Here is a 21,946-nt window from a genome sequence, read left to right as displayed (position 1 = left end):
TTGTTTGCTAAAATGTGTAGCGAAGCGAAACCGAGCAAACTGTTTTTAGTCCCGCTTAATTGGCTTGTTAGGCATATTATACACTTTCTGCTTTTCTTTAATGGCTGCAAGTAAAGGAGCTGTAGCTCTTAAATCTAATTGCGAAAGTAAGCCATACATAAGATCATTTGTTTCTTTAGCGTCAAAGAAATATGTTTCAAATAATAATAAACCTTCAAATTTTGGCGTGATTTCCTCACCTATACTCATCTCATTTAACACTTTTAATGAGAAAAAATACTCTTGAAAAATTTTATGCTTTGAAGTGATTGAATGATCAAAACGTGAATTATAAAAAGAATACCCCCTAAAGTCTTTTTCGAGACTCAAGTTTTCAAAAAGCTGATCGATGGTGAATACTTGTAAGGCTTTAGAAAGATGATTGTAGTGCATATCTTGCCACCTCATCCTAACCATCGCTTTATGAATATCATCAGTCAAAGCCTCATAAAGAGCCATAAAATCAGTACCTAAGTTCGACATTAAAGCTATGAAATCGTTGATATCTTCAATTGTGTATTTTGTGTTTTCTTTAGATTTGTCAGCTACCGTTGCCATTCTTGTTGTGAGTAATTTTGCTTCAGCCGCAATAATATTTTGACGCTCTTTATCCCCATTTTTTCTGTATTGGTATACGGCAAAAATGAATGCAGCCGCAGTTGCTATTTGCGCTAAAGAATTTAAAACATCTATACCTTTAATTTTATCACCAGTTATCGAAGCTATTGCTGTTAAAGCTAAAGAGAACAATATAATAAAAATAAGAGCAATATACCCGTAAGCAAAAAAATCAAATACGAGTTCATACCTTTTTTTCTTATTTTTTGATGATTTTTCGAATAACACTCAGAAACCTTTTTATATGCCTAACGCCCGGGTAATAGGCGAGAGCTTGCGAGCGTCCTAATTGACGCGTTTGTTAGCATTTTATGACCAGATGTACATGCTCGATTTTTTATTTAGAATCTTTAGCTCAAACGACTTAGTGCAAACACTATTAGCTATTCCATAGCAAACGTGCAACGGCAATAAATGCTCTTCTCTTGGGTGACAGTAACGAGCACCGGGGGCTTTTTCCCATTGGATAAATCTTTGTTCTCTTTCTTCTTCAGTAATACTACTGTTAGTGCAAGTCTCTAGCAGCCACGCTTCAAAAGATTCATTTAAAGTTTTTGATTCACTGGTTTCAGATGAAAAAAATGCTTTCATATTATGAAAGGAGAAACCAGAACCAATTATAAGTAAATTTTCATACTCCAAGTCTTGGATTGCTCGCCCTATCCCGACATGAGCTGCTGGACTGAGATTATCGACAAGAGAGAGCTGAATGCACGGAATATCTGCCTCCGGGTACATGATTTTCAGAGGAATAAATAGACCGTGGTCAAAACCGCGCTGCTCATCAAGTTTTGCGGAAATACCTGAATGCTCCAGCCGCTTATAGGTCTGCTCCGCCAGTGATGGCTCTCCCTGACAAGGATAGGTAATACTATAAGACTTTTCTGGAAATCCATAGTAATCGTAAATAAGGGAAGGGTTGGCGCCCGAAGTAATGGTTGGGATTTTTTCTTCCCAGTGCGCACTTACCACTAAAATGGCTGATGGCTTACGCAAAATAGATGAGATTTTTTGCAAGCAATCAATCATTTCTTTATGCCCAACATCACCTAGAAGTGGCATCGGCCCGCCGCCATGAGACAAAAATAATATTTGAGGTTTAGTGTTCATCACGATCCTCTTAATAGGAGAATGCTAACGCAAAGCACACGGGTGACGACCGCGTAGCGGTTGGCATCCCAGCGGACGCAGGCCGCGAGTGATGCGCCTTGTTAAGACCCGCGCGGCACTGCCGCACTGGCGAAGCTGAACAAGTGCACCACTGTGCAAATTTAAAGCTACACCGGCCAGCTGCGATACGGCGAGCCAACCGGAACCTGTAAAACTGTTAAGCGAAGCCCGGAAGAACAACGCTACCGCCACAACCGTTTGCAGTGAACCCACAAACTGGCGAACTAAACCTTTTGGCTTTGCTGCTAAGAAAACCAAGCGCGAGCAATGCCCGAACAAAACCACTGACTAAAACTGTTAAAACCCCGAATGCCTGCTAACGCCTGCCACAAACGCGAGCAACTTGTTGCGAGTCGAGCGCCCAAGGGGCGCGTTTTTGATGGCGCTTGTTAGGCATAATTACTACCCGATTGCTGCTTAACCATTTGCCAAAACCAGTTTATTGCCAGAATAAGCCAAACAAATACAGCTTTATAAGCAAAGGTTTTTACATAAATATCAGGTAGCGCCGCACCTAAAATTAAAGCGAAACAGAAGCTTACCAATAAGAGCGCTACAGCAAGTCCAGCAGCAACAGAAAATGCGGAAAGATATGAAGTACGCTGCCTGATTAAGCGACACTTTTTCACCAGCAAATACGCTGAAACAAAGAAAAATACGGTGATTACATTAGCCAGAAATAAATCCATTACTTTCTAAATACTCCATTAAGCCTAACGCCCGCCACACACGCGAGCAACTTGTTGCGAGTCGAGCGCCGCAGGCGCGTTGTGCTGGCGATTGTTAGAGCTCACAGCTTGATTATTGCCAACATATCTTCACCATCTTCATCCAAACCCACTTCCTGAAAGCCAAAACTTGAGTAAAAATCTTTGGCCACTGGGTTTTCAGGGTCATAGCAAATTTCTATTTCTTTTACTTTGTCGCAAGCTTTGATTTCATTTAAAGCCAAATTTAAAGCCGCTCTACCAATCCCTGCTTTTTGATAGCGCTGATCAACCATAAAACGCCAGATAGATACTTTCTCAGGCGTTTCAGATACCCACATAAAAAAACCTACAGGGATGTCGTTCTGGTATATTGCTCTGCAGGTATGGCCTTGGCAATAATGTGATTCAACTAGCGACCACATATTGCTGGCAACATACTCCTGCTGCTCATCTGTGACATCCAAGTCGCAAACCGCTTCATAATTTGAACTAGTAACTTCTTCCAGTGTGATACTCATGACTTTCCTTAGCTCTAACGCCCGCCACAAACGCGAGCAACTTGTTGCGAGTCGAGCGCCCAACGGGCGCGCTTTTGATGGCGATTGTTATATGCAAATTTACCTAACAAGATTTAGAACCTTGTCGCCCTGATAAACAACATTTAACTGATTACAGTCTTTCGAAGTTATTTGAACATCAACAAATGAATCGTCTTCTGCACTATACATCTGCGCATCCCATAACGAAGCATGTGATGCTGGCTTTACAGCTTTCAAAACAACTAATCCAACGGCTTTCATATGGTTGTCATGGGAATAGACTGTGGCTTCAGCTTTGTTTAAGTCGATTAATAGTTTTGCAGGCTTATCTGAATGATTCCAAATACCCGAAATATCGCAGTCACCTTTGGCCTGAGCGGAAAAAATTGAGGCCACCAGAATAAAACTAGAAACTAAGAACCTGAGCATGAACATCCTTTGCATATAACGCAAAGCACACGGGTGACGACCGCGTAGCGGTTGGCATCCCAGCGGCCGCAGGCCGCGAGTGATGCGCCTTGTTAGCAGCTTAAATTAAAACCCGCGCGGCACTGCCGCACTGGCGAAGCTGAACAAATGCACCACTGTGCAAATTTAAAAACTTAACCAGCCAACTGCGATACGGCGAGCCAACCGGAACCTGTAAAACTGATTTAAGCGAAGCCACAAAGAGCAACGCTACCGCCACCACCGTTTGCAGCAAACCCATAAACTGGCGAGCTAAACCTTTTGGCGCTGCCGCTAAGAAAACCAAACGAGAGCAAAGCCGGAATAAAACTACTGACTAAAACCGTTAAAACCCGAACACCTGCTAACGCCCCGCGCATGCGCGCGAACTTGTGAGCGTCGCAAGGGCCACAGGCCCTGAATGACGCGGATTGTTATGTTGCACTGAACTCTGAACGGAGCAAACCGAAACATTTGAGATCATGAAACTTATTCTTCCAATAACCACACTCACGCCGAAGCCCTTCTTCTTTAAATCCAAGCCGACGCAGCAATGATTCAGAGGCACGATTGCCTGGAACTGTATCAGCTTGGACTCGATGCAATTCACCACAGGGAAGAATCCCTGCAAATCCAGCACTAATAATGGCGCGAACAGCTTCTGAGGAATACCCTTTCCGCCAAAACTCAGGCAGCAGATCATAACCAATAACGGCATTACTCATTTTGCTGCTCCACGAATTAAAGCCGCAGGTGCCTATCAATCGACCTGATGACTTTAACCGGATAGCCCACCTGATACCTTGCTGCTCCTCATATCTTGATTTAAAAAGACTAATCAAATTTGCTGCTTGGCTATGTTCGCGAAACACATCTAAATCGTAGTATTCGACCACAGATGGGTTGGAAAACAAATTGAATAGATCAGCTTCATCATCAACACAAAGTTCTGTAAGTAATAGCCGATCAGTTTCTAGTGATGGAAATACCATCTAAATTCCTTTTTCAACATAACGCCGGAGTTAAGCCGCAGCGCGGAGCGCTGTCGGCTTGAACGACTTGTTATGCCTTGAAATACACGGCTTTATCTAGCTGCCTAAACAAAAAAGACAAAAAGCCCAATAGGTCAAGACAATCTTGCTTGCTTACAGGCCAGTCAATGGCTGGCTCATGTGCAGTAGGATTTCGAATTGCCTGCATTAGACCAGCAGATAAAAACTTTATACCATTTTGAGTGTTTTTGTCTGTGTCGGTTTGACAAGGAGTAATTTTAAGAACGCCATTATCGGCACCCCAAACTTCAAGCATTAATGCTTGCCCGTCCTTATGGGAAAGTGATTTTGACTGAACAAGCTTGTTATATACCTTGCACGCCTCGAACACTGCATGAAAATAATGTGACTGTAGGAATAGCGTCTTGCAGTGCTTAGTTATCTCAGAATGATAAGACCGCCCCATGAATTCTGCTAATGCCTCTTTGTTTACAGAAGCCGAGTTTATGCCTGCTTTATCAAGAATATTTTCAATTTCGCGGGAGAACTGATCAGGACATATTTGCCTGCAGAATGTCACAAGAAGATCATTCCTCTTGTCGTTCTCCATTTGCTGCTTAGCAAGCGAAAGAATCCAATCGTGGATAGCTTGAGCCCTTACAGAAGTAATCGAATCATTCGGAAAGTTCTCCCGCTGAAACCGAAATAGAGCCTGCCCAATTCGATTAATCTGATTCACAGACGTATCGTATTTAAGCAAGTCCCCCACTTCCACTGCGACCAATCTGTAATTCATTGCTCGAATATACCCTTATTTGGCATAACGCCAAAAGCAGCCGCGCCGCTGTTTGGTGTCGGCTGGCTTTTTTTGTTATGTGAATTATTCACTGTACCGACGGATAACAGAAACTTTGCCATTTTCAAGTTCAAGAACATCCAGAGCGACTTTGCTGTAGCTAAAGTCTGAACCATCTGACCGCTTACCTTTTGCTGAGAATTTGTGCTTGATAGAAACTGCATTGTAACCATATTGATAGTCGATGAGTTCCGATTTGTATTCTGTGTGAACACCAAGGTAGTAGCTCATGCCTTTACGCATCATGGCTTTGCCATCTGGTTCACGCGAATCATCAGGTGCATTGGGAAAATGCTGATATCCAATATCCTCCGTCAGAAAAGACAAATAGTGTTCAAGGTCTTCCTTTGTTGCGCTCGGTTGCTGAGTCATCACTTCTGCATGGTAATACGCTTTAACGAAGGCATCATAGTCAAAATCATCAGCTAAAGTACTTGCACTGAAAAACGTAAAACCAGCCAAACAGATAAATAATTTTTTCACAAAAACTCCTTTCTTAAAGATTCACATAACGCAAAGCACACGGGTGACGACCGCGTAGCGGTTGGCATCCCAGCGGCCGAAGGCCGCGAGTGATGCGCCTTGTTAGCAGTGCGTGTGCTGCCACAAATATTTAACTGGAATGCTTTTTAACTAAAAAAGTAAATTTTTGATCGTTAAAATTAAATTCTGTTGGTTGGTCAAGCTCTAAGACAACCTCTGCTTCGCTTTTGTAAGCCCCACCTGCAAAATCAAAGTTAACTAGAACCTGACTATCTGTTTTTTTACTCACTACAACCGCAAAACTCTGCACTTGCTCGTTTGAAAAAGATGCACTTTTGCCTTCATCAACACGGAAAACTAGCTCGCCGGAGTATTCTGTACCGGCACTGTAAGAAGCGGAAACGTCATAGGTTTCCGCTGAAACAGCTAGACTCATTCCTAAAACAACTGCACTGAGTAGTAATTTCTTCATTTTTTACTTCCTTTTAAGGTTGAGGTTAATTGCACTGCTAACGCCCAAAGCAAGCGCGCGGTACGCGTCGCCGTGCCTTTGTTTGTTAGCAGCCTACACCGAACTTGCGCGGCTTGCCGCACTGGCAAACCCAAACAACGGCAAGGCTGCTTTTATTAAAAACTTAACCAGCCAACTGCGATACGGCGAGCCAACCGGAACCTGTAAAACTGATTTAAGCGAAGCCACAAAGAACAACGCCACCGCCACCACCGTTTGCAGCAAACCCACAAACTGGCGAACTTAACCTTTTGGCGCTGCCGCTAAGAAGACCAAACGCGAGCAATGCCCGAACAAAACTACTGACTAAAACCGTTAAAAGCCGAACACCTGCTAACGTCGCATTCAGCGGCTTGTCCGCTGCAATGTTTTGTTATCATGGCTACCTCTATCTTTTATATCGCTCAACACCCACCTCAACTGCCTGTCGTATGCATTTTTGTAATCTTCAATTGATGTTTCGATGTGGACATCAGGGTACAGCGCGTCTCGTTGAGTGTCTTTGAAGCTATACAGCCGCTTCGAAAAGGTGACTTCAAGTCCAGAATTCGGAAGTGTAAACTGCCCCATGTCTTGATACCCAGAGGGTCTGGCACCCGTTGGTGATCCCACCAGCTTGCTGTTTAAAATTTGTGAAAATTGAGCCGCATTGCTCATTGCTGCGGAAAATGTAACATTGTCGATTAGTGTGTAAACTCCCGATTTCCAGTTGATGGTATCTGCGAGTACCAGCTGTTGTGCTAATTTCAGGCCTACGAAGAAATCTCCACCATAATTGTCTCTAAGGTCGATAACGAGGTTCTCAGATTTGTTTTTGTTAATAAAGCCAAGCAGCTCCCTCGAAAAATGTTCCATTTTGGGAATGGATGTGTATCTTCTAAATTTAACGTATACGGTTTTATTATCTGATGAAGATCCATACCAAAGATTATTATCCACCTTCTCATCAGCAGAGAATATTGCGTCGTTGAAGTGTGATATTCGAGCATTAAGCTTTGGTGAACGGCTGGATTCAAGGTTAGTCTCCCTTTTTTCTCCTTGAACATCGAATACGAATTTTACATCGTCTTCATTCTCAACTATTCCAAGCCCACTTAGAATGGCAGCATTGGGGAAATAGCTAGCAGATCTTACGGCAGTGGAGAATTCGTTTTCAGAGAAAGGCGTTATTTCTGACAAGAGACGGATAACATCGAGAGAAGGCACGCCGTTGATGGAGACAAGCTTCGATCCCAGAAGGTCTTTATGTTGGCTTGTTGTGCTTAGTACATATAAGTCATTGCCAAATAATTTCAGCTCTAGAGGGAAGCTGTCATACTCCAGCCCCCATAGCGGAAAAGAGGTGTGCCCATCGTTAATTTTCCGGGTTAGCCTCATGAGCTCTATCAGTATTTCGTTTTCTGTTTTATGAGGTATGTTTTCGCTAATCCTTACGATCTCATCATCAAAGCGTTCTTGTGAAAGTGTGTGAAAAGGATCTATATGCCCTTCGATCAGTTTTTTTGCGTAAACGTCAACATCCTCTTGCCAACGTGTCGTATCGTCTTGCGCATACCCGCACGAAGATAGCAATAGAGCCACCCATACTGCCGCCACTTTTACCATAATATTTCGCATTCCCTATGATTGCTAACGCCCAAAGCATGCGCGCGGTACGCGTCGCCGTGCCTTTGTTTGTTAGCAGCCTGCACCAAACTTGCGCGGCTTGCCGCACTAGCAAACCTAAACAATGGCAGGCTGCTTTTAATTAAAACTAAGCCAGTTAACTGCGAAACAACGCGCCAACTGGAACTTGTAAAACTGTTTAAGCGAAGCCACAAAGAGCAACGCCATTGTGCCAACAAAGATTGCACCAAACCAACAAACTGGCGCACGTTAACTTTTGGCGCTGCCGCTAAGAAAACCAAACGTGAGCAATGCCGCAACAAAACGATAAACTAAAACCGATAACACCGGAAACCTGCTAACGCAAAGCTTTGGGGCGGCTGAAGCGCAGCGTAAGCCGTCCCAGCCGCGATAGCGGCGACAACAGCGCATTGTTATGTGCTTTAACCATTACTATTGCCAATAACGTACTTTTTATCATTTATTAAATTGACGAAGTTGAATGTGGTTACCATCACGATCTGCGATGTTTGATACTTTAAATATTGGATTGCTCCACTCGCCCTCAAATGCTTGACCACCTAATTTAACAGCCTCCTCACGCGACATAGCCATATCATCTACCGTGAGGAAAAGCTTAATGGAGCTGAAGGCTTTAGTCGGAATATCGAATGGTGGCACATGAATGATTAAGTTGAAGCCATTCGTTTCTAAGCTAATAAAATCATTGGTTTTGCGAACAACTCGCATACCAAAAAGTTTTTCATAAAACTCTGATAGGTTGCTCAAATCGCCAGAGTAGATAAGAACACCGTTTTGCGCTGGCCCTGACATGCGCTCTTCCTTGCCGTGTACTGTGGATTGGAATAATGCAGATAAAATAAAGAATGCAAAAGTAAAATATTTAATTTTGTTGCGCAAAAATGCCTCCCAGCACATAACGCCCAAAGCAAGCGCGCGGTACGCGTCGCCGTGCCTTTGTTTGTTAGCAGCCTGCACCATACTTGCGCGGCTTGCCGCACTGGCAAACCTAAACAACGGCAGACTGCTTTTAATTAAAACTAAACCAGTTAACTGCGAAACAACGCACTAACCGGAACTTAAAAATATGTAAAGCGAAGCCACAAAGAACAACGCCACTGTGCCAACAAAGATTGCACCAAACCAACAAACTGGCGAACTTTAATGGCTTGGTTTTGCTGCTATAGAAAACGAAACACGAGCAAAGCCGCAACAAAACGATAAACTAAAGCCATTAACACTCGAAAACCTGCTAACGCCCAAATTTAGCGCGGAAAGCCGCGCAGCGGGTTGACGTCGCAGCCAGCGCTTTTTGCTGGCGTTAATATTTGTTTGTTATGTGACGATTGCAAAAACAACCACCACTACTAAACAGACGAATAAAGCCCACGGAAACGGAGACGCCCACCAACTTAAGCTTTTTGAACTTTCAACTTTGGCACTCTGCCGCCAACGCTCTTTTGTTTCTTCAGTTTGTTTGTATTTTTCTCTGAGTTGAGGCCCAGGAAAAAGAAAAAAGCCTACACCAAAAAGTATCGCATACCAGCCGGATGTTACAAACGCTGGAAAGAAACTCAGCGTCAGAACACCAACGGATATAAATATAAACCCTACAATGACTTCACTCTTTGTTGGTAATTTCATCTTATCGAGTCATATAACGCTGCCAGCAAGCGCGACGCTGTTTGGCGTCGCTTGACTGGCCTTGTTAGCAGCCTACACCGGACTTGCGCGGCTTGCCGCACTGGCAAACCTGAACAACGGCAAGCTGCTATTAATTAAAAACTAAACCAGCCAGCTGCGATGCAGCGAGCCAACCGGAACCTGTAAAACTGTTAAGCGAAGCCACGAAGAACAACGCAAACTTACTAACCTTTTGCAGCCAACCCACAAACGGGCGAGCTTTGACTATTTGCCAGTGCCGTTTGGTAAGCCAAACGCGAGCAATGCCCGAACAAAACCACTGACTAAAACCGTTAAAACCCGAACACCTGCTAACGCTAAGCACACGGGCGGCGAGCCGCGAAGCGGGTTGGCATCCCAGCGGCCATAGGCCGCGAGTGATGCGTATTGTTAGCCATTATTTGCACCAGCGATGTACTCTTTATTTATTTTGGAGTAAGCATCTAAATCTATCAGACTTACTAAGACGTTATCGATTACAGCTGTTCCATTGCGGTCAATATTGATTGCTTCATCGTCAACATAGACCTTTACGATTGGCATCTTGGTCTTGTCATCAATTGATGTACTAAATTTGACATCAACCTCTTTCCCATCTGAAAGCTGATATGTCCTTGCGGCACTTTCGTTAAAACTTTCAAAATCCTCAGATAGCTGAGACTTTATTTCGTAGACATAAAAGGAAATATCCTTTTGCTCTAAACTGTTTAATTTAGAGCCACTATCGCCAATGTAATTAAGGGCATAGCCTATGGAAATTCCTGTTATCAATACCACTGAATGTAAAATGAACTTCTTCATTGCATTTCTCCTTGTGAATGGCTAACGCTTTGCTAATTGGCTGCCGCAGCGCAGCGTAGGCAGTCCAGTGGAGGCCACGCTTTTCGTGGCCGGAACGAAATTAAGCAACTTGTTATGTGGTTGTACATATTATTTTCTAGTCATCATCCAAGTTGGCACAATAAATATACATGCCATATGCACTAATACAAACGCCGCTGTAAATTTTGTATAAAGCTCTTTATCTGAGCCGTTATAAAGCGGAAATAAGCTTAAAACCCAAATTGCGCTTCCCAGAATTAGCAATGCCGATAATGCAGCAAAAAAATACTTATGGTCATAATAGTTTCGTGGTGTGTTATACAAGTTGGTTATAAAGTTCCACCACGTACCACCAATCAAAACTGATATTGCAAGACCTATGAAGGTCTTTAAGTTATTAGTTTCTTCAGGTTCAATTTGCTTAAAAAGAAATAAATAAACTGTCAAATAAAGTGACCATAGAAATATTGCTAATCCTTTCGACCAATATTTTAAGTCTCTCAAATGTTGCATATTTCGCTACTCTCTCTAACAACATAACGCCCGCCACAAACGCGAGCAACTTGTTGCGAGTCGAGCCGCGAAGCGGCGTTTTGGTGGCGTTTGTTATGCGCTACCTACATTAAACTTAGGCCACCTGTTATAGCCAATCTCAGGGTTGTTTGACTGGTACAGTCTTATGAATTCAATTTCTTTCTCAGCTAGCTCTGCATCTGTGCAGCTATCAGATTCCCATAATATTTGCTTTCTAACGGTGTAATCTTTTTGTTGTTCTATTGGCAATTTACTGAAGTCCTCATTTACGACTTCAATATCCGGGCTACCAAAATAACGAAAGCTTTCGTAAGCAACTTTGCCGATATAAATCTTATTCGTAGCTAAGTAAGTGATTTTATAGATTTGCTTCATAATTACTTACGCATAACGCTTAGCTCAACGGCGCGGCTTGGCGCGTCCGTTGTAGCGTCTTGTTCTGTGTTAATTCGTTTCGGAACAACATACTGCAACTTTCCTTGTTGTTTTGCGAATAGATCGTTCTCTTGGGAACGACTCGCCGGGGACGTGACAGTTTGAACCTTACTTGAAGCTGGCTGGCTTTGTCCGACTGCATGCTAGCATCAGCTGCGACGCAAGCGCTTCAAGCGTTGCATAAAAGTACAAACTCTTCAATCCGATTTCGTTATTAACAATTAACCTTTAAATTACATTTGAATCTAACCGTGCTTCCGGCGAGACAGAACGCTTTGCTAATTGGCTGCCGCAGCGCAGCGTAGGCAGTCCAGTGGAGGCCACGCTGTTTGTGGCCGGAACGAAATTAAGCAACTTGTTAAGTGTCATTGCCAAAATCTTTCCGCGGAAACTGTTTTAAATGAATGCCCCACATGTCTTCTTTTGGGCCAGTCGAAAGGTATATTTTTTTGTGGGCACTACAGATAAAACGAGCGCGGTCTTCTGTAATGTTATTCCAACTGGCAATTGTTCTAGTAGACCTAAATTCTTTCCCTAGTTCCAATGTTGTGTGCTCCGCCAACCACTTATGGACTCGACGACATTCAACGAAGAAAACTATTTTCTGATGAAAATATTGGACAGCATAAACAACAACTCCTGCTGCTGCGCCGCCAAAAGCGCCGACAATAATACCGTCGATTACTTTCATATCCATCTCATGTTCTCCATGACACTTAACGCAAAGCTTTGGGGCGGCTGGAGCGCAGCGTAAGCCGTCCCAGCCACGTCAGTGGCGACAACAGCGCCTTGTTATGCATGACTTAACTCTCCGTACCTTAAATACATAAGATTGTCACCGCCACCTATTTTCCATCGCTTTTTACTATCTCGTTCAATAATTTCATTGAGAACTACATTACGTGGACAACTAGCAATTATTTCCGTTAACACGCAACTTGCTGATTCAAGATGATCGTCTGTTGCATCATCAGTAAAAACCGCATGGAAACTCAACTTGTTATCAATTAGCGACACGTAAAGAAAGCGAAGTGTATGAGGAACCTCGCCTAGCATTGCGATCTGTACTCTTCTAGCTATATCCATTGATGCCACGGTCTTACTCATGCATAACGCTCAAAGCAGCTGCGCGGTACGCGTCGGCTGGCTTTGCTTGTTATATTTTTTTGAAATTACAGCTGCAAGTGAATAAAACACACCTGACAACGCCAGCCAAAATAGCACTTGCATGGTTAGTGAATCTAAAAGCTCAATCGAAAGCACAAACCAATGTGCTGCTCCGAGTAGCAGTGTTACCAGCACAGCTAGTCCGTTGAGCATGTTTACTTTGGATACCAACTGAACCGTGATTAGTGCAACTAAAGATATAAAACCGTACGCTGAGCCAATTAACAAGCTAAGTTCGAAGGTGCCCCAACAGCCAAATTTTGGATCACAGCTACCAATAAGCAATATTTTGTATGCCTGATAAGCGGTTATCGGCAACATAAATAAAAGTAGTGACGTTGATACAGTTCTAATTATCGTGCTCATGACTACTCAAAAAATATAACGCCCAAAGCAAGCGCGCGGTACGCGTCGCCGTGCCTTTGTTTGTTAGCAGCCTGCACCAAACTTGCGCGGCTTGCCGCACTGGCAAACCTAAACAATGGCAAACTGCTTTTAATTAAAACTAAACCAGTAAGCTGCGAAACGGTGCGCCAACTGGAACCTGTAAAACAATTTAAGCGAAGCCACAAAGAACAACGCCGCTGTGCCAACAAAGATTGCACCAAACCAACAAACTGGCGCACGTTAACTTTTGGCGCTGCCGCTAAGAAAACTAAACACGAGCAAAGCCAAAATAGAACTACAAACTAAAACCGTTAAAACCCGAAAACCTGCTAACGCATTACTAATGGGCTGCCGCAGCGCAGCGTAGGCAGTCCCGTGGAGGCCACGCTTTTTGTGGCCGGAACGCAATTTAGTAATTTGTTATGTGACATTTAATGTTTAGCAATTGTTGAATGGTGCATAACCCAATAAGCTAAAGCAACAAATACACCACCAACTAAAACAGCCAAAGACCACAACCAAGAATTTACAAATGCTAGAGATCCATGCTCTCTTTGTAATTTGTTGGCGTCGTTAAATACTGCAGCACTGAAAGCAAGATGAACTAAGATAGCACCTATAATTGGCAATATATTCCACATAAAGCCAAACGCCATTACTTGGCCTGAGTTTAAACTATTAAAATATAAATCCATTTAGATACCCTTTTTTAAAGATCAGCTTGATGCTGAGAGTCACATAACGCCCCACTTAGGGGCAAATACACGTAGGCTAAAATGGGAGCGAAGCGACTGAGCCTACGTGTATTTGTCCCAGCCCGCTTGCGGGCGACTACAGTGGTTTGTTAGGTGCACTATTCACCTGTTGCAATAATAAGCTAGATCTACGTTTTGTTTAACAAAAAATTCATTACCAGAAACAACAAGCAATTGATTATTAAAGTACAACTTGATAATAACTTTAGACTTGGATTCGTTTATGTAGCCAAATTTGCAGTACTTATTTTTACCAAAAGAATGCGTTGTGAATCTTATTGATTTGTCTAAACCATCAAACACCGACTTAATTGTTTGCGCGGAAGGTAAAGAAATACTAAAGCCATATGTTGTAACTTGATCTAGTGATGAGTCAAACAGAGAATCATTTACAACCCAATATACCTCAGAATTAAAGGGGTGATGATAAAGGCTGAATTCTTTATTTTCAGAGAGTTCAAGAGGGCGTACTGTAATCTTTGGCAGTTTTTCTGAAAGATTAACCAACCCATGCTTATCTTCAGCTTTAACTACAAATAAACACAAGAATGAAAATATAAATATAATCGATAATTTCACCTAAGCTCCCATGTGCACCTAACGCAAAGCTTTGGGGCGGCTGGAGCGTAGCGTAAGCCGTCCCAGCCACGACAGTGGCGACAACAGCGCCTTGTTATGCCTTACTTTTTGCAATCGAAGTGCTGTGTTGACCATGCACCACCACCATCAAGACACGAATCGATTAAAAGCTGCTCCCTTGCATAGGGATACAGCATACCCAAAATTACAATTGCTGTTATTAATTTGGCTAACCAACTGGAGCGTAAGCTGTGCCATTTAAACTGCAAAAATATACCGAAAACCAGTAACGCTAACCCACGCCAGCCCCAAATGATGCCGTTTTGATACCAAGCATTTGGAAAGTCGGTTGGCGGCCCGCCCGCAACCCAAAACGAGGCCATACTTTGATTCAGGCAAAGCAGCCCCGCTGCAACGAATATTAACGTTAAGACGACTCTGAAAATCCTTTCTCGACGATTCAACTGACTTCCTTAGGCATAACGCCCCGCGCATGCGCGCGAACGTGTGAGCGTCGCAGGGGACGCAGGCCCCGAATGACGCGGATTGTTATGTTTTACCACACCGATACCTTTGTCTCGATGTAGATTGAATGCTCATCCAGCTCACCAGTAGGCAGCAAAGTGACTGACTCAATCTGAACAAACTTACCTTCACGAACACTATCAGAAAGCCAATAATCTTCTCTTGCCAAAGAAAACTCAGGTTGTCCGATAGCGCCAGGTTGAGCCCCATTTAGATCGTCATCCAAAGGCTCGATTGAAACAATGTCGTAAAGCTGGCCATCTTCGACGAATGGGCCAACATGCGTAATTTTGCCCTTTGAGATATCCGGCGACAATGAAGCCCACCATTCAGAGGTGCCAATGTGAGGGTGTTCCGTAAAAAATTCAGGGAATGACGATTGAAGCTCGTTGTTTATTTCAGAAGCCCAATCAGCATTTTCTTTTTCTAAGTCGAAGATTACATCCATGTCATTTCCTTTAAAACATAACGCCCAAATTTAGCGCGGAAAGCCGCGCAGCGGGTTGACGTCGCAGCCAGCGCTTTTTGCTGGCGATAAAATTTGTTTGTTAGGGCAATTTAAATTTTGCATGCTGCATAGGCCTCAGCATGATTAACTGACTTTTGAGTAGTGAAGTCTAATTGTATCGTTGTCAGAACTGGCTGCTTTTGAGTATTGCTAGCAGCGGGTGTCCACTGCCATTTTCTCATTGCTTCATAGGCCTTTTTGTTGAAGGTTGAACCAGGGAAACTTTTAATTACCGTCAAATTTTGAGGCTTACCGTCACCATCAATTAAAAGCTTAAATTCCACGCAACCCGATATACCATTTTTGCCAGCCGCCAGCGGATATTCTGGAGCAACTTTACGCTCAACTACCCAATACTTTTCAACGGCTTCTTTGTTACCAACTAAATCTAGAGATTCCGTTACAACTGTTTGATTTACTGTTGAACAGGCACTTAGCGCAAAGAGCGCCGAAACTACTAGTAGATTTGATTTATTCACTGAACGTCCTTATTGCCCTAACGCTTATTGGGCGGAAATATCCGTATTTAAACACGGACTTTTCCGTTTTTGTAAATTTATTGTGTGGAACATTACGTAATAATTTACGAATTTACAATAGATTAAATGCTTAGAATAACTTTGTTTGGTGTGAAATACGGAAATTTCCATCTAACAAGGCACAAGTAACACTTTCAACTATACTGTTTATTTAAACAGTATATCTTAGGAGGGAAGTTATGCCTGCGTCGTCACCATTCTTACAATATATTGCAGAAGAAATGCATACTCGTCGTTATGCGAAACGCACTATAGAAACTTACTTGTATTGGATTAAATTTTTTATTTTATTCCATAAAAAGCAGCACCCCAAAGATCTGTCTAATGAGCATGTAGAGCAATTTTTAACTCATTTGACCGTAACGCGACACGTTGCGGTGCAAACTCAAGCTTTAGCACTTAATGCGTTAAGTTTTCTTTATAAAGAGATATTGAAACGGCCGCTGGCGTTGAACCTTAATTTTAATCAGTCTACCAAAGCCCGAAAATTACCCGTGGTGTTAACCCAAACCGAAGTTAAGCGGTTATTGGCTACTATTGATCCGCAGTATTTGCTATTAACGCAGCTACTATACGGCAGTGGCTTGCGGTTAATGGAGGCTATTAGATTGCGAGTAAATGCCATTGATTTTGACTATTTATCGTTAATGGTATGGCATGGTAAAGGCGGTAAACACCGCAGGGTTACGCTAGCGCCAGAATTAATAGAACCGCTACGCCGGCAAATTAGTCTGGTCGACGCCTTTTATCAACAGGATATGCAAACGGATAGCTTTGCAGGGGTATGGTTACCGTTTGCGTTGGCGCGTAAGTACCCCGCCGCACCAAAAGAATTAGGCTGGCAATACTTGTTTCCGTCAGCGCGCTTAAGTATTGAACCGCAATCAACCTGTTTGCGGCGGCATCATATTGATGAGTCAGGTTTACAAAAGGCCGTACGCACTGCTGCGAAAAAAGCTGCCATAGCCAAAAACGTAACCTGCCACACTTTGCGCCATAGCTTTGCCACGCATCTTTTAGAAGCAGGTATGGATATTCGCACTGTGCAAGAGCAGCTTGGCCATTCTGATGTTAAAACCACACAAATTTATACTCATGTACTAAAGCAAGGCGGCAATGCGGTGAAAAGCCCGTTGTCGCAATTAACGCTTTAACATGTAAGCAGTAAGAAATAAAACCAACTAGCATTTACACCAGCTGGTTTTTGTATATAAGAAAAAACGTTAAAAAGTAGGTATTAGCCTAACCACGGCTGATTGGCTTTACGCTGTTGCTCGTAACTGGCTATTTGTGGGTTTAACTGCTCGCTGCTGCCGATAAAATCTAGCCCTGATAACAAGCGCTGTTTAATATCGGGGTCGATATTAAAGCCCATAGCGGCATTGTTACCGAACAGTATTTCTTGGTTTTCTAAGTCAACTTGCCACTGTTGTGGCCCTTGTTCGCAGCGGTTAAATAGCAGTTCAATATCGGCTTTACTTAATTGAATTAATAACATGCCGTTGTTTACGCAGTTATTAAAGAAAATATCGGCAAAGCTTTGTGCAATAATAACGTTAAAGCCAAATTGCTGAATAGCCCACGGCGCGTGTTCTCGGCTAGAACCACAGCCGAAATTAGCACGAGTTAGCAAAATAGAGGCCGCGTTATATTCGGGTTGGTTAACAACAAAGCTAGGGTTGGCGCTGCCGTCGGCTAGGTAGCGCCAGTCATAGAATAGCGCCTTGGCAAAGCCGTCGCGGCTGACACTAGTTAAAAACTGCTTAGGTATAATTTGGTCGGTGTCGACGTTGTTTTTATCTAATGGGCAGACTAAGCCTTGGGCGAAAAAGTGGCTCATGCTGGCTCTCCTTGTGGTTGTTCAATGGCGGCAATGTTGACAAACTTACCGGCAATAGCGGCAGCGGCGGCCATAGCTGGGCTAACTAAATGCGTGCGTGAACCCCGCCCTTGGCGGCCTTCAAAGTTACGGTTGCTTGTAGAAGCGCAGCGCTGGCCTGCGCCAACGCGATCGTCATTCATACCCAAGCACATGCTGCAACCGGGTTCGCGCCATTCAAAACCCGCCTGTTGAAAAATGCGGGCTAAGCCTTCTTGCTCAGCTTGGCGCTTTACTACGCCAGAACCCGGCACCACTAATGCCCGCACCCCGGCGGCAACGGTTTTGCCCTGCACTACGCTGGCGGCAGCGCGTAAGTCTTCAATGCGGCTATTAGTACAACTACCGATAAACACCACATCGACCTGGCAGTCGGTTAATTTTTGTCCTGCCTTTAGCCCCATATAAGCTAACGCGCGTTCGGCCGCGTCGCGCTTGCTGGCGTCGGCAAAGCTGCTTGGTGCTGGCACGGCTTGGTCTACGGCAATAACCTGCTCGGGGTTAGTGCCCCAAGTAATTTGTGGCGAAACGCTAGCAGCGTCTAAGGTGATAGCTTTATCAAACACGGCGTTGTCGTCTGAATACAGGCTTTGCCAATACTGCACTGCACTTGGCCAGTGTTCGGCTTTGGGCGCATGTGGTTTACCTTTTAGATAAGTAAAGGTTATTTGATCCGGGGCAATTAAACCGGCTTTGGCGCCCATTTCTATGCTCATATTGCACAGTGTCATGCGCCCTTCCATGCTCATGCTGCTAATGGCTGTGCCACAAAACTCGGCAACATAACCATTACCGCCAGCGGTGCCTAGCTTACCAATAACCGCTAAAATAATGTCTTTCGGCGTAACATGGGCGCTTAATTTGCCGTTAATTTCAATTTTTAGCGTTTTTGCCTGTTGTTGCGGCAAAGTTTGCGTAGCTAATACATGCTCAACTTCTGAGGTGCCAATACCAAAGGCTAAGGCACCAAAAGCGCCGTGAGTTGAGGTATGTGAATCGCCACACACAATAATCATACCCGGTTGAGTTAAGCCTTGCTCTGGGCCAATAACGTGCACTATGCCTTGATCTGGGTGAGTAAGGTCGAACAGTTCAATTAGGTTTTCATCACAGTTTTTTGCTAACGCTTCTAGTTGCTGCCGGGCAATGTCGCCTGCGGCTTCTAAAGTGCGTATTTGCGTAGAAACATTGTGGTCCATAGTGGCGAAGGTTAAGTCGGGCCGGCGCACGTTGCGCTTAGCCAGCTTTAAACCCGAAAATGCCTGTGGTGAGGTAACCTCATGAATTAAATGCCGGTCAACATACAGTAAGTCGGTACTGGGGTTTATTTTGCCTACTATGTGGCTGGCATAAATTTTTTGAAACAACGTTTTACCCATGTTAGCTTGACTCATATTAGTGTGATCCTACGGTTGGCACTGGCATGTTGTTTACTGACAAATAGTGTATGGCGGCAACTACCGCATCACCTACGGCGACGGTGCTGTAGCTAGAATTTGGCTCTATATCTGGTGTTACAATGCGCTGGTTTAGGCACTGCTGCACTGCTTGTTCAATTAATTGTGCGGCCTGTTCTTGGCCAAAACTAAAGCGCAACATTAACGCTGCGCTTAATATTTGCGCTATCGGGTTAGCAATGCCTTTACCGGCAATATCGGGTGCACTGCCACCGGCGGGCTCATACAAACCAAAACCACTGTCGTTTAAGCTGGCAGAAGGTAATAAACCTAACGAGCCGGCAATGGCGGCAATTTCGTCAGATAAAATGTCGCCAAATAAGTTATCGCACAGCAATACGTCAAACTGTTGCGGGCTACGAATTAGCTGCATTGCTGCATTATCAATATACATGTGCTCTAAGGTTACGCTAGGGTAGTGCTGAGCCACGCGCTGCACCGTTTCGCGCCATAGCACGCTGGTTTGCAACACATTAGCTTTGTCGATTGAGGTAACCTTGTTATTACGTTTTATTGCCGCTTCAAACGCAACTCGGGCAATGCGTTCAATTTCGGTTACGCTGTAACGCTGAGTATCAAAGGCATCAGTGCTAGTGCGGCCTTTTTCACCAAAATATATGCCGCCCGTTAGCTCGCGCACGCACAAGATATTCATGCCTTTGCTGCTAATGCGCGGGTGCAATGGCGATAATTCGGCAAACTCTGGGTAAATATGCCCGGGGCGTAAATTACAAAATAAGTCGAAGGTTTTACGCAGCGGCAACAATGAACCGCGCTCAGGTTGCTGATCAGGCGCTAAGCCGGTCCATTTTGGCCCGCCAACCGAACCAAACAAAATGGCATCACTGGTTTTACACAGTGCTAAGGTGGTTGCGGGCAATGGCTCACCGCTCGCATCTATTGCTGCACCACCCACTAAGGCCGTGTTTAGGTTTAAGCTAAAACCACATTTTTCGGCTACCGCCGTTAATATCTTTACGGCTTCGGCCATTACTTCTGGGCCAATACCATCGCCCGCTAACACGGCAATATTGTAGTGTTTAGTCATTACACGCCTCCTGCTGCGCTAGTTAATGGTGCCGGCGAAGCGGGTTGCTGCTGTTGTTTATGTACTTGTTTATGCGCTTGCTTATGAACAAAGATGCGCTGTGCCCGCTGAATCATATTTAGCACATGCACATAAGCCAGTACCGAGCTACGTACTATATCGGTAGCTAAACCCGCGCCATGAAAACGCTGGCCTTCATGCTCGGCGGTAATGTCTACTTGGCCTAAGGCGTCTTCACCACTGCCTTTGGCTTGTAAGTTAAAATCGACCATTTTTATCTGTAACTTGCTAATACGGGTTATGGCATTAAATGCCGCTTCAACGGGGCCATTGCCGGTTGCCGCCTCGGTTAGCAATTCGCCGTTACACATTAAGCCGACAGTGGCGCTGGCAACATGGCCGGTATGGGTAGATGAGCTTAAAAACTCTAGCTGATAATAATCGTCAGCTTCTTTTAAGTTTTGAAAAAATACCAAGGCTTCTAAGTCGTAATCAAATACGCGGCCTTTTTCATCGGCCAGCGCAACAAAGCTTTTGTATACCGCTTCTAAATCGTAATCGTGCTGGCTATAGCCCAGCTCGGCCAAGCGATGTTGAATAACATGCCGGCCTGAGCGCGAAGTTAAATTCAGCTCACTTTGGCGAATACCCACTTGTTCTGGCGACATAATTTCATAGGTATTTTGCGCTTTTAACATGCCGTCTTGGTGAATGCCTGAGCTATGAGCAAAGGCGTTTTCACCGACAATAGCTTTATTCGGCTGAATAGGCATATTGCAAATTTGGCTAACCAAGTGAGAGCTGCGGTATATTTCGCTGGTTTTTATGTCGGTAAACAACGGCGCCATAACATCTTTTCGCGTATTAATAATCATCGCTACTTCTTCTAACGAGCAGTTACCGGCACGCTCGCCAATGCCGTTTACGGTGCATTCTATTTGCCGTGCACCGGCCTGAATGGCACTAATGCTATTGGCCACGGCTAAGCCTAAATCGTTATGGCAATGCACACTTAAGCGCGCCTTGTCGATATTGGGCACCTTAAGCCGTAACGCAGTAATAATGGCGGCAAACTCATTAGGAATGGTGTAACCGACCGTATCGGGAATATTTATTGTGGTGGCACCCGCGGCTATGACGCGCTCGACAATCCAGCACAAATCATCAATCGAGGTGCGCCCAGCGTCTTCACAAGAAAACTCAATATCATCGGTATAACGGCTGGCTAATTTAATAGCCGCAACCGCTTGCTCTGTGGCCTGGGCCAGCGTTTTACGTAACTTATACTGTAAATGCAGAGGTGAAGTGGCAATAAAGGTATGAATACGCCGCCGCTCGGCCGCTTTTAAGGCTTCGCCACAGGCTTCAATATCTGCGGCAACTGCGCGGGCTAAGCCACAAATAATTGGCCCTTTAACTTCGCGAGCTATACGCTGCACTGAATCGAAATCACCCGGGCTAGATACCGGAAAACCCACTTCCATAACGTCAACATTAAGCCTAGCTATGGCCTGTGCCAGCTGGATTTTTTCCTTCTGGCTTAAACTGGCACGCAATGCCTGCTCGCCGTCGCGTAAGGTGGTATCGAAAATCCAAATTCTATTATCGCCGCTCATCTTGTGTATCCTGTTCCGTTA

At 44.2% G+C, this 21,946-nt stretch carries 27 protein-coding genes; 1 reads left to right on the top strand and 26 read right to left on the bottom strand.

The window, feature by feature from the left end:
• Positions 1 to 45: 45 nt before the first annotated feature.
• The 22 genes from E0Z06_RS01135 to E0Z06_RS01010 form a co-directional block, all read right to left on the bottom strand.
• Positions 46 to 885 (bottom strand): hypothetical protein, encoded by an 840-nt coding sequence (locus E0Z06_RS01135; RefSeq protein WP_132581122.1) that lies wholly within the window; start codon positions 883 to 885, stop codon positions 46 to 48.
• Between the two features lie 81 nt (positions 886 to 966).
• A complete protein-coding gene (locus E0Z06_RS01130) occupies positions 967 to 1,767 on the bottom strand; it encodes a class III extradiol ring-cleavage dioxygenase (RefSeq protein ID WP_086994183.1) in 801 nt (266 codons plus the stop codon).
• A 449-nt stretch (positions 1,768 to 2,216) separates the two neighbouring features.
• The gene (locus tag E0Z06_RS01120) at positions 2,217 to 2,516 is read right to left on the bottom strand and encodes a hypothetical protein (protein ID WP_132581120.1); all 300 of its coding nucleotides are present in this window, start codon (positions 2,514 to 2,516) and stop codon (positions 2,217 to 2,219) included.
• A gap of 101 nt (positions 2,517 to 2,617) precedes the next feature.
• Positions 2,618 to 3,055: a GNAT family N-acetyltransferase gene (locus E0Z06_RS01115; protein WP_132581118.1), complete on the bottom strand. Its 438-nt coding sequence runs from the start codon at positions 3,053 to 3,055 to the stop codon at positions 2,618 to 2,620.
• A gap of 99 nt (positions 3,056 to 3,154) precedes the next feature.
• Positions 3,155 to 3,505 carry a hypothetical protein gene (locus tag E0Z06_RS01110; RefSeq protein ID WP_132581116.1) on the bottom strand — a complete coding sequence of 117 codons (351 nt, stop codon included), beginning with the start codon at positions 3,503 to 3,505 and terminating at the stop codon, positions 3,155 to 3,157.
• Between the two features lie 452 nt (positions 3,506 to 3,957).
• Entirely contained in the window at positions 3,958 to 4,515 is a 558-nt protein-coding gene (locus E0Z06_RS01105) for a GNAT family protein (RefSeq protein WP_132581114.1), read from the bottom strand.
• 70 nt (positions 4,516 to 4,585) lie between these two features.
• On the bottom strand, positions 4,586 to 5,311 hold the full coding sequence (locus tag E0Z06_RS01100; protein WP_132581112.1) for a TIGR02391 family protein: 726 nt from the start codon (positions 5,309 to 5,311) through the stop codon (positions 4,586 to 4,588).
• Positions 5,312 to 5,395: 84 nt separating this feature from the next.
• Positions 5,396 to 5,854, bottom strand: a complete 459-nt coding sequence (locus tag E0Z06_RS01095; protein WP_132581110.1) for a nuclear transport factor 2 family protein — start codon at positions 5,852 to 5,854, stop codon at positions 5,396 to 5,398.
• 130 nt (positions 5,855 to 5,984) lie between these two features.
• Positions 5,985 to 6,326: a hypothetical protein gene (locus E0Z06_RS01090; protein WP_132581108.1), complete on the bottom strand. Its 342-nt coding sequence runs from the start codon at positions 6,324 to 6,326 to the stop codon at positions 5,985 to 5,987.
• 384 nt (positions 6,327 to 6,710) lie between these two features.
• Positions 6,711 to 7,982 carry a peptidase S41 gene (locus tag E0Z06_RS01085; RefSeq protein WP_165907360.1) on the bottom strand — a complete coding sequence of 424 codons (1,272 nt, stop codon included), beginning with the start codon at positions 7,980 to 7,982 and terminating at the stop codon, positions 6,711 to 6,713.
• Positions 7,983 to 8,447: 465 nt separating this feature from the next.
• Positions 8,448 to 8,972: a VOC family protein gene (locus E0Z06_RS01075; RefSeq protein WP_207903116.1), complete on the bottom strand. Its 525-nt coding sequence runs from the start codon at positions 8,970 to 8,972 to the stop codon at positions 8,448 to 8,450.
• Between the two features lie 354 nt (positions 8,973 to 9,326).
• Entirely contained in the window at positions 9,327 to 9,635 is a 309-nt protein-coding gene (locus E0Z06_RS01065) for a hypothetical protein (protein ID WP_132581102.1), read from the bottom strand.
• A 429-nt stretch (positions 9,636 to 10,064) separates the two neighbouring features.
• Entirely contained in the window at positions 10,065 to 10,475 is a 411-nt protein-coding gene (locus E0Z06_RS01060; protein ID WP_132581099.1) for a hypothetical protein, read from the bottom strand.
• Between the two features lie 129 nt (positions 10,476 to 10,604).
• A complete protein-coding gene (locus tag E0Z06_RS01055; RefSeq protein ID WP_132581097.1) occupies positions 10,605 to 11,009 on the bottom strand; it encodes a hypothetical protein in 405 nt (134 codons plus the stop codon).
• Between the two features lie 93 nt (positions 11,010 to 11,102).
• On the bottom strand, positions 11,103 to 11,405 hold the full coding sequence (locus tag E0Z06_RS01050; protein ID WP_132581095.1) for a GIY-YIG nuclease family protein: 303 nt from the start codon (positions 11,403 to 11,405) through the stop codon (positions 11,103 to 11,105).
• A 418-nt stretch (positions 11,406 to 11,823) separates the two neighbouring features.
• Positions 11,824 to 12,162, bottom strand: a complete 339-nt coding sequence (locus tag E0Z06_RS01045; RefSeq protein WP_132581093.1) for a hypothetical protein — start codon at positions 12,160 to 12,162, stop codon at positions 11,824 to 11,826.
• Between the two features lie 95 nt (positions 12,163 to 12,257).
• Positions 12,258 to 12,572 (bottom strand): hypothetical protein, encoded by a 315-nt coding sequence (locus E0Z06_RS01040; RefSeq protein ID WP_207903115.1) that lies wholly within the window; start codon positions 12,570 to 12,572, stop codon positions 12,258 to 12,260.
• Positions 12,573 to 12,581: 9 nt separating this feature from the next.
• The gene (locus E0Z06_RS01035) at positions 12,582 to 12,998 is read right to left on the bottom strand and encodes a hypothetical protein (protein WP_132581091.1); all 417 of its coding nucleotides are present in this window, start codon (positions 12,996 to 12,998) and stop codon (positions 12,582 to 12,584) included.
• 452 nt (positions 12,999 to 13,450) lie between these two features.
• Positions 13,451 to 13,714 carry a hypothetical protein gene (locus tag E0Z06_RS01025; RefSeq protein ID WP_008983320.1) on the bottom strand — a complete coding sequence of 88 codons (264 nt, stop codon included), beginning with the start codon at positions 13,712 to 13,714 and terminating at the stop codon, positions 13,451 to 13,453.
• 162 nt (positions 13,715 to 13,876) lie between these two features.
• Positions 13,877 to 14,353: a hypothetical protein gene (locus tag E0Z06_RS01020; protein ID WP_132581089.1), complete on the bottom strand. Its 477-nt coding sequence runs from the start codon at positions 14,351 to 14,353 to the stop codon at positions 13,877 to 13,879.
• A gap of 556 nt (positions 14,354 to 14,909) precedes the next feature.
• Positions 14,910 to 15,326, bottom strand: a complete 417-nt coding sequence (locus E0Z06_RS01015) for a hypothetical protein (protein ID WP_132581087.1) — start codon at positions 15,324 to 15,326, stop codon at positions 14,910 to 14,912.
• A 110-nt stretch (positions 15,327 to 15,436) separates the two neighbouring features.
• A complete protein-coding gene (locus E0Z06_RS01010; protein ID WP_132581085.1) occupies positions 15,437 to 15,865 on the bottom strand; it encodes an energy transducer TonB in 429 nt (142 codons plus the stop codon).
• Positions 15,866 to 16,104: 239 nt separating this feature from the next.
• Here E0Z06_RS01010 and E0Z06_RS01005 point away from each other — a divergent pair, with 239 nt between their 5' ends.
• Positions 16,105 to 17,079 (top strand): integron integrase, encoded by a 975-nt coding sequence (locus E0Z06_RS01005; RefSeq protein ID WP_132581083.1) that lies wholly within the window; start codon positions 16,105 to 16,107, stop codon positions 17,077 to 17,079.
• Between the two features lie 83 nt (positions 17,080 to 17,162).
• Here E0Z06_RS01005 and leuD read toward each other — a convergent pair whose 3' ends face one another.
• Genes leuD through leuA form a run of 4 tightly spaced genes read right to left on the bottom strand, consistent with a single transcriptional unit; the run spans position 17,163 to position 21,925 of the window.
• Complete coding sequence (gene leuD / locus E0Z06_RS01000) at positions 17,163 to 17,765, bottom strand: 3-isopropylmalate dehydratase small subunit (protein WP_132581081.1); 603 nt, start codon at positions 17,763 to 17,765, stop codon at positions 17,163 to 17,165.
• Positions 17,762 to 19,183 carry a 3-isopropylmalate dehydratase large subunit gene (gene leuC, locus E0Z06_RS00995; protein WP_132586622.1) on the bottom strand — a complete coding sequence of 474 codons (1,422 nt, stop codon included), beginning with the start codon at positions 19,181 to 19,183 and terminating at the stop codon, positions 17,762 to 17,764. The genes leuD and leuC overlap by 4 nt, the downstream gene beginning before the upstream one ends.
• Before the next feature lie 16 nt (positions 19,184 to 19,199).
• Positions 19,200 to 20,309, bottom strand: a complete 1,110-nt coding sequence (gene leuB, locus E0Z06_RS00990; RefSeq protein WP_132581079.1) for a 3-isopropylmalate dehydrogenase — start codon at positions 20,307 to 20,309, stop codon at positions 19,200 to 19,202.
• Positions 20,309 to 21,925 carry a 2-isopropylmalate synthase gene (gene leuA, locus E0Z06_RS00985; protein ID WP_132581077.1) on the bottom strand — a complete coding sequence of 539 codons (1,617 nt, stop codon included), beginning with the start codon at positions 21,923 to 21,925 and terminating at the stop codon, positions 20,309 to 20,311. The genes leuB and leuA overlap by 1 nt, the downstream gene beginning before the upstream one ends.
• Between the last annotated feature and the right edge of the window lie 21 nt (positions 21,926 to 21,946).

Source organism: Rheinheimera sp. D18, assembly GCF_004345025.1.
Classification (GTDB): domain Bacteria; phylum Pseudomonadota; class Gammaproteobacteria; order Enterobacterales; family Alteromonadaceae; genus Alishewanella; species Alishewanella metallidurans.
This window is presented reverse-complemented; position numbering and strand designations above follow the sequence as displayed.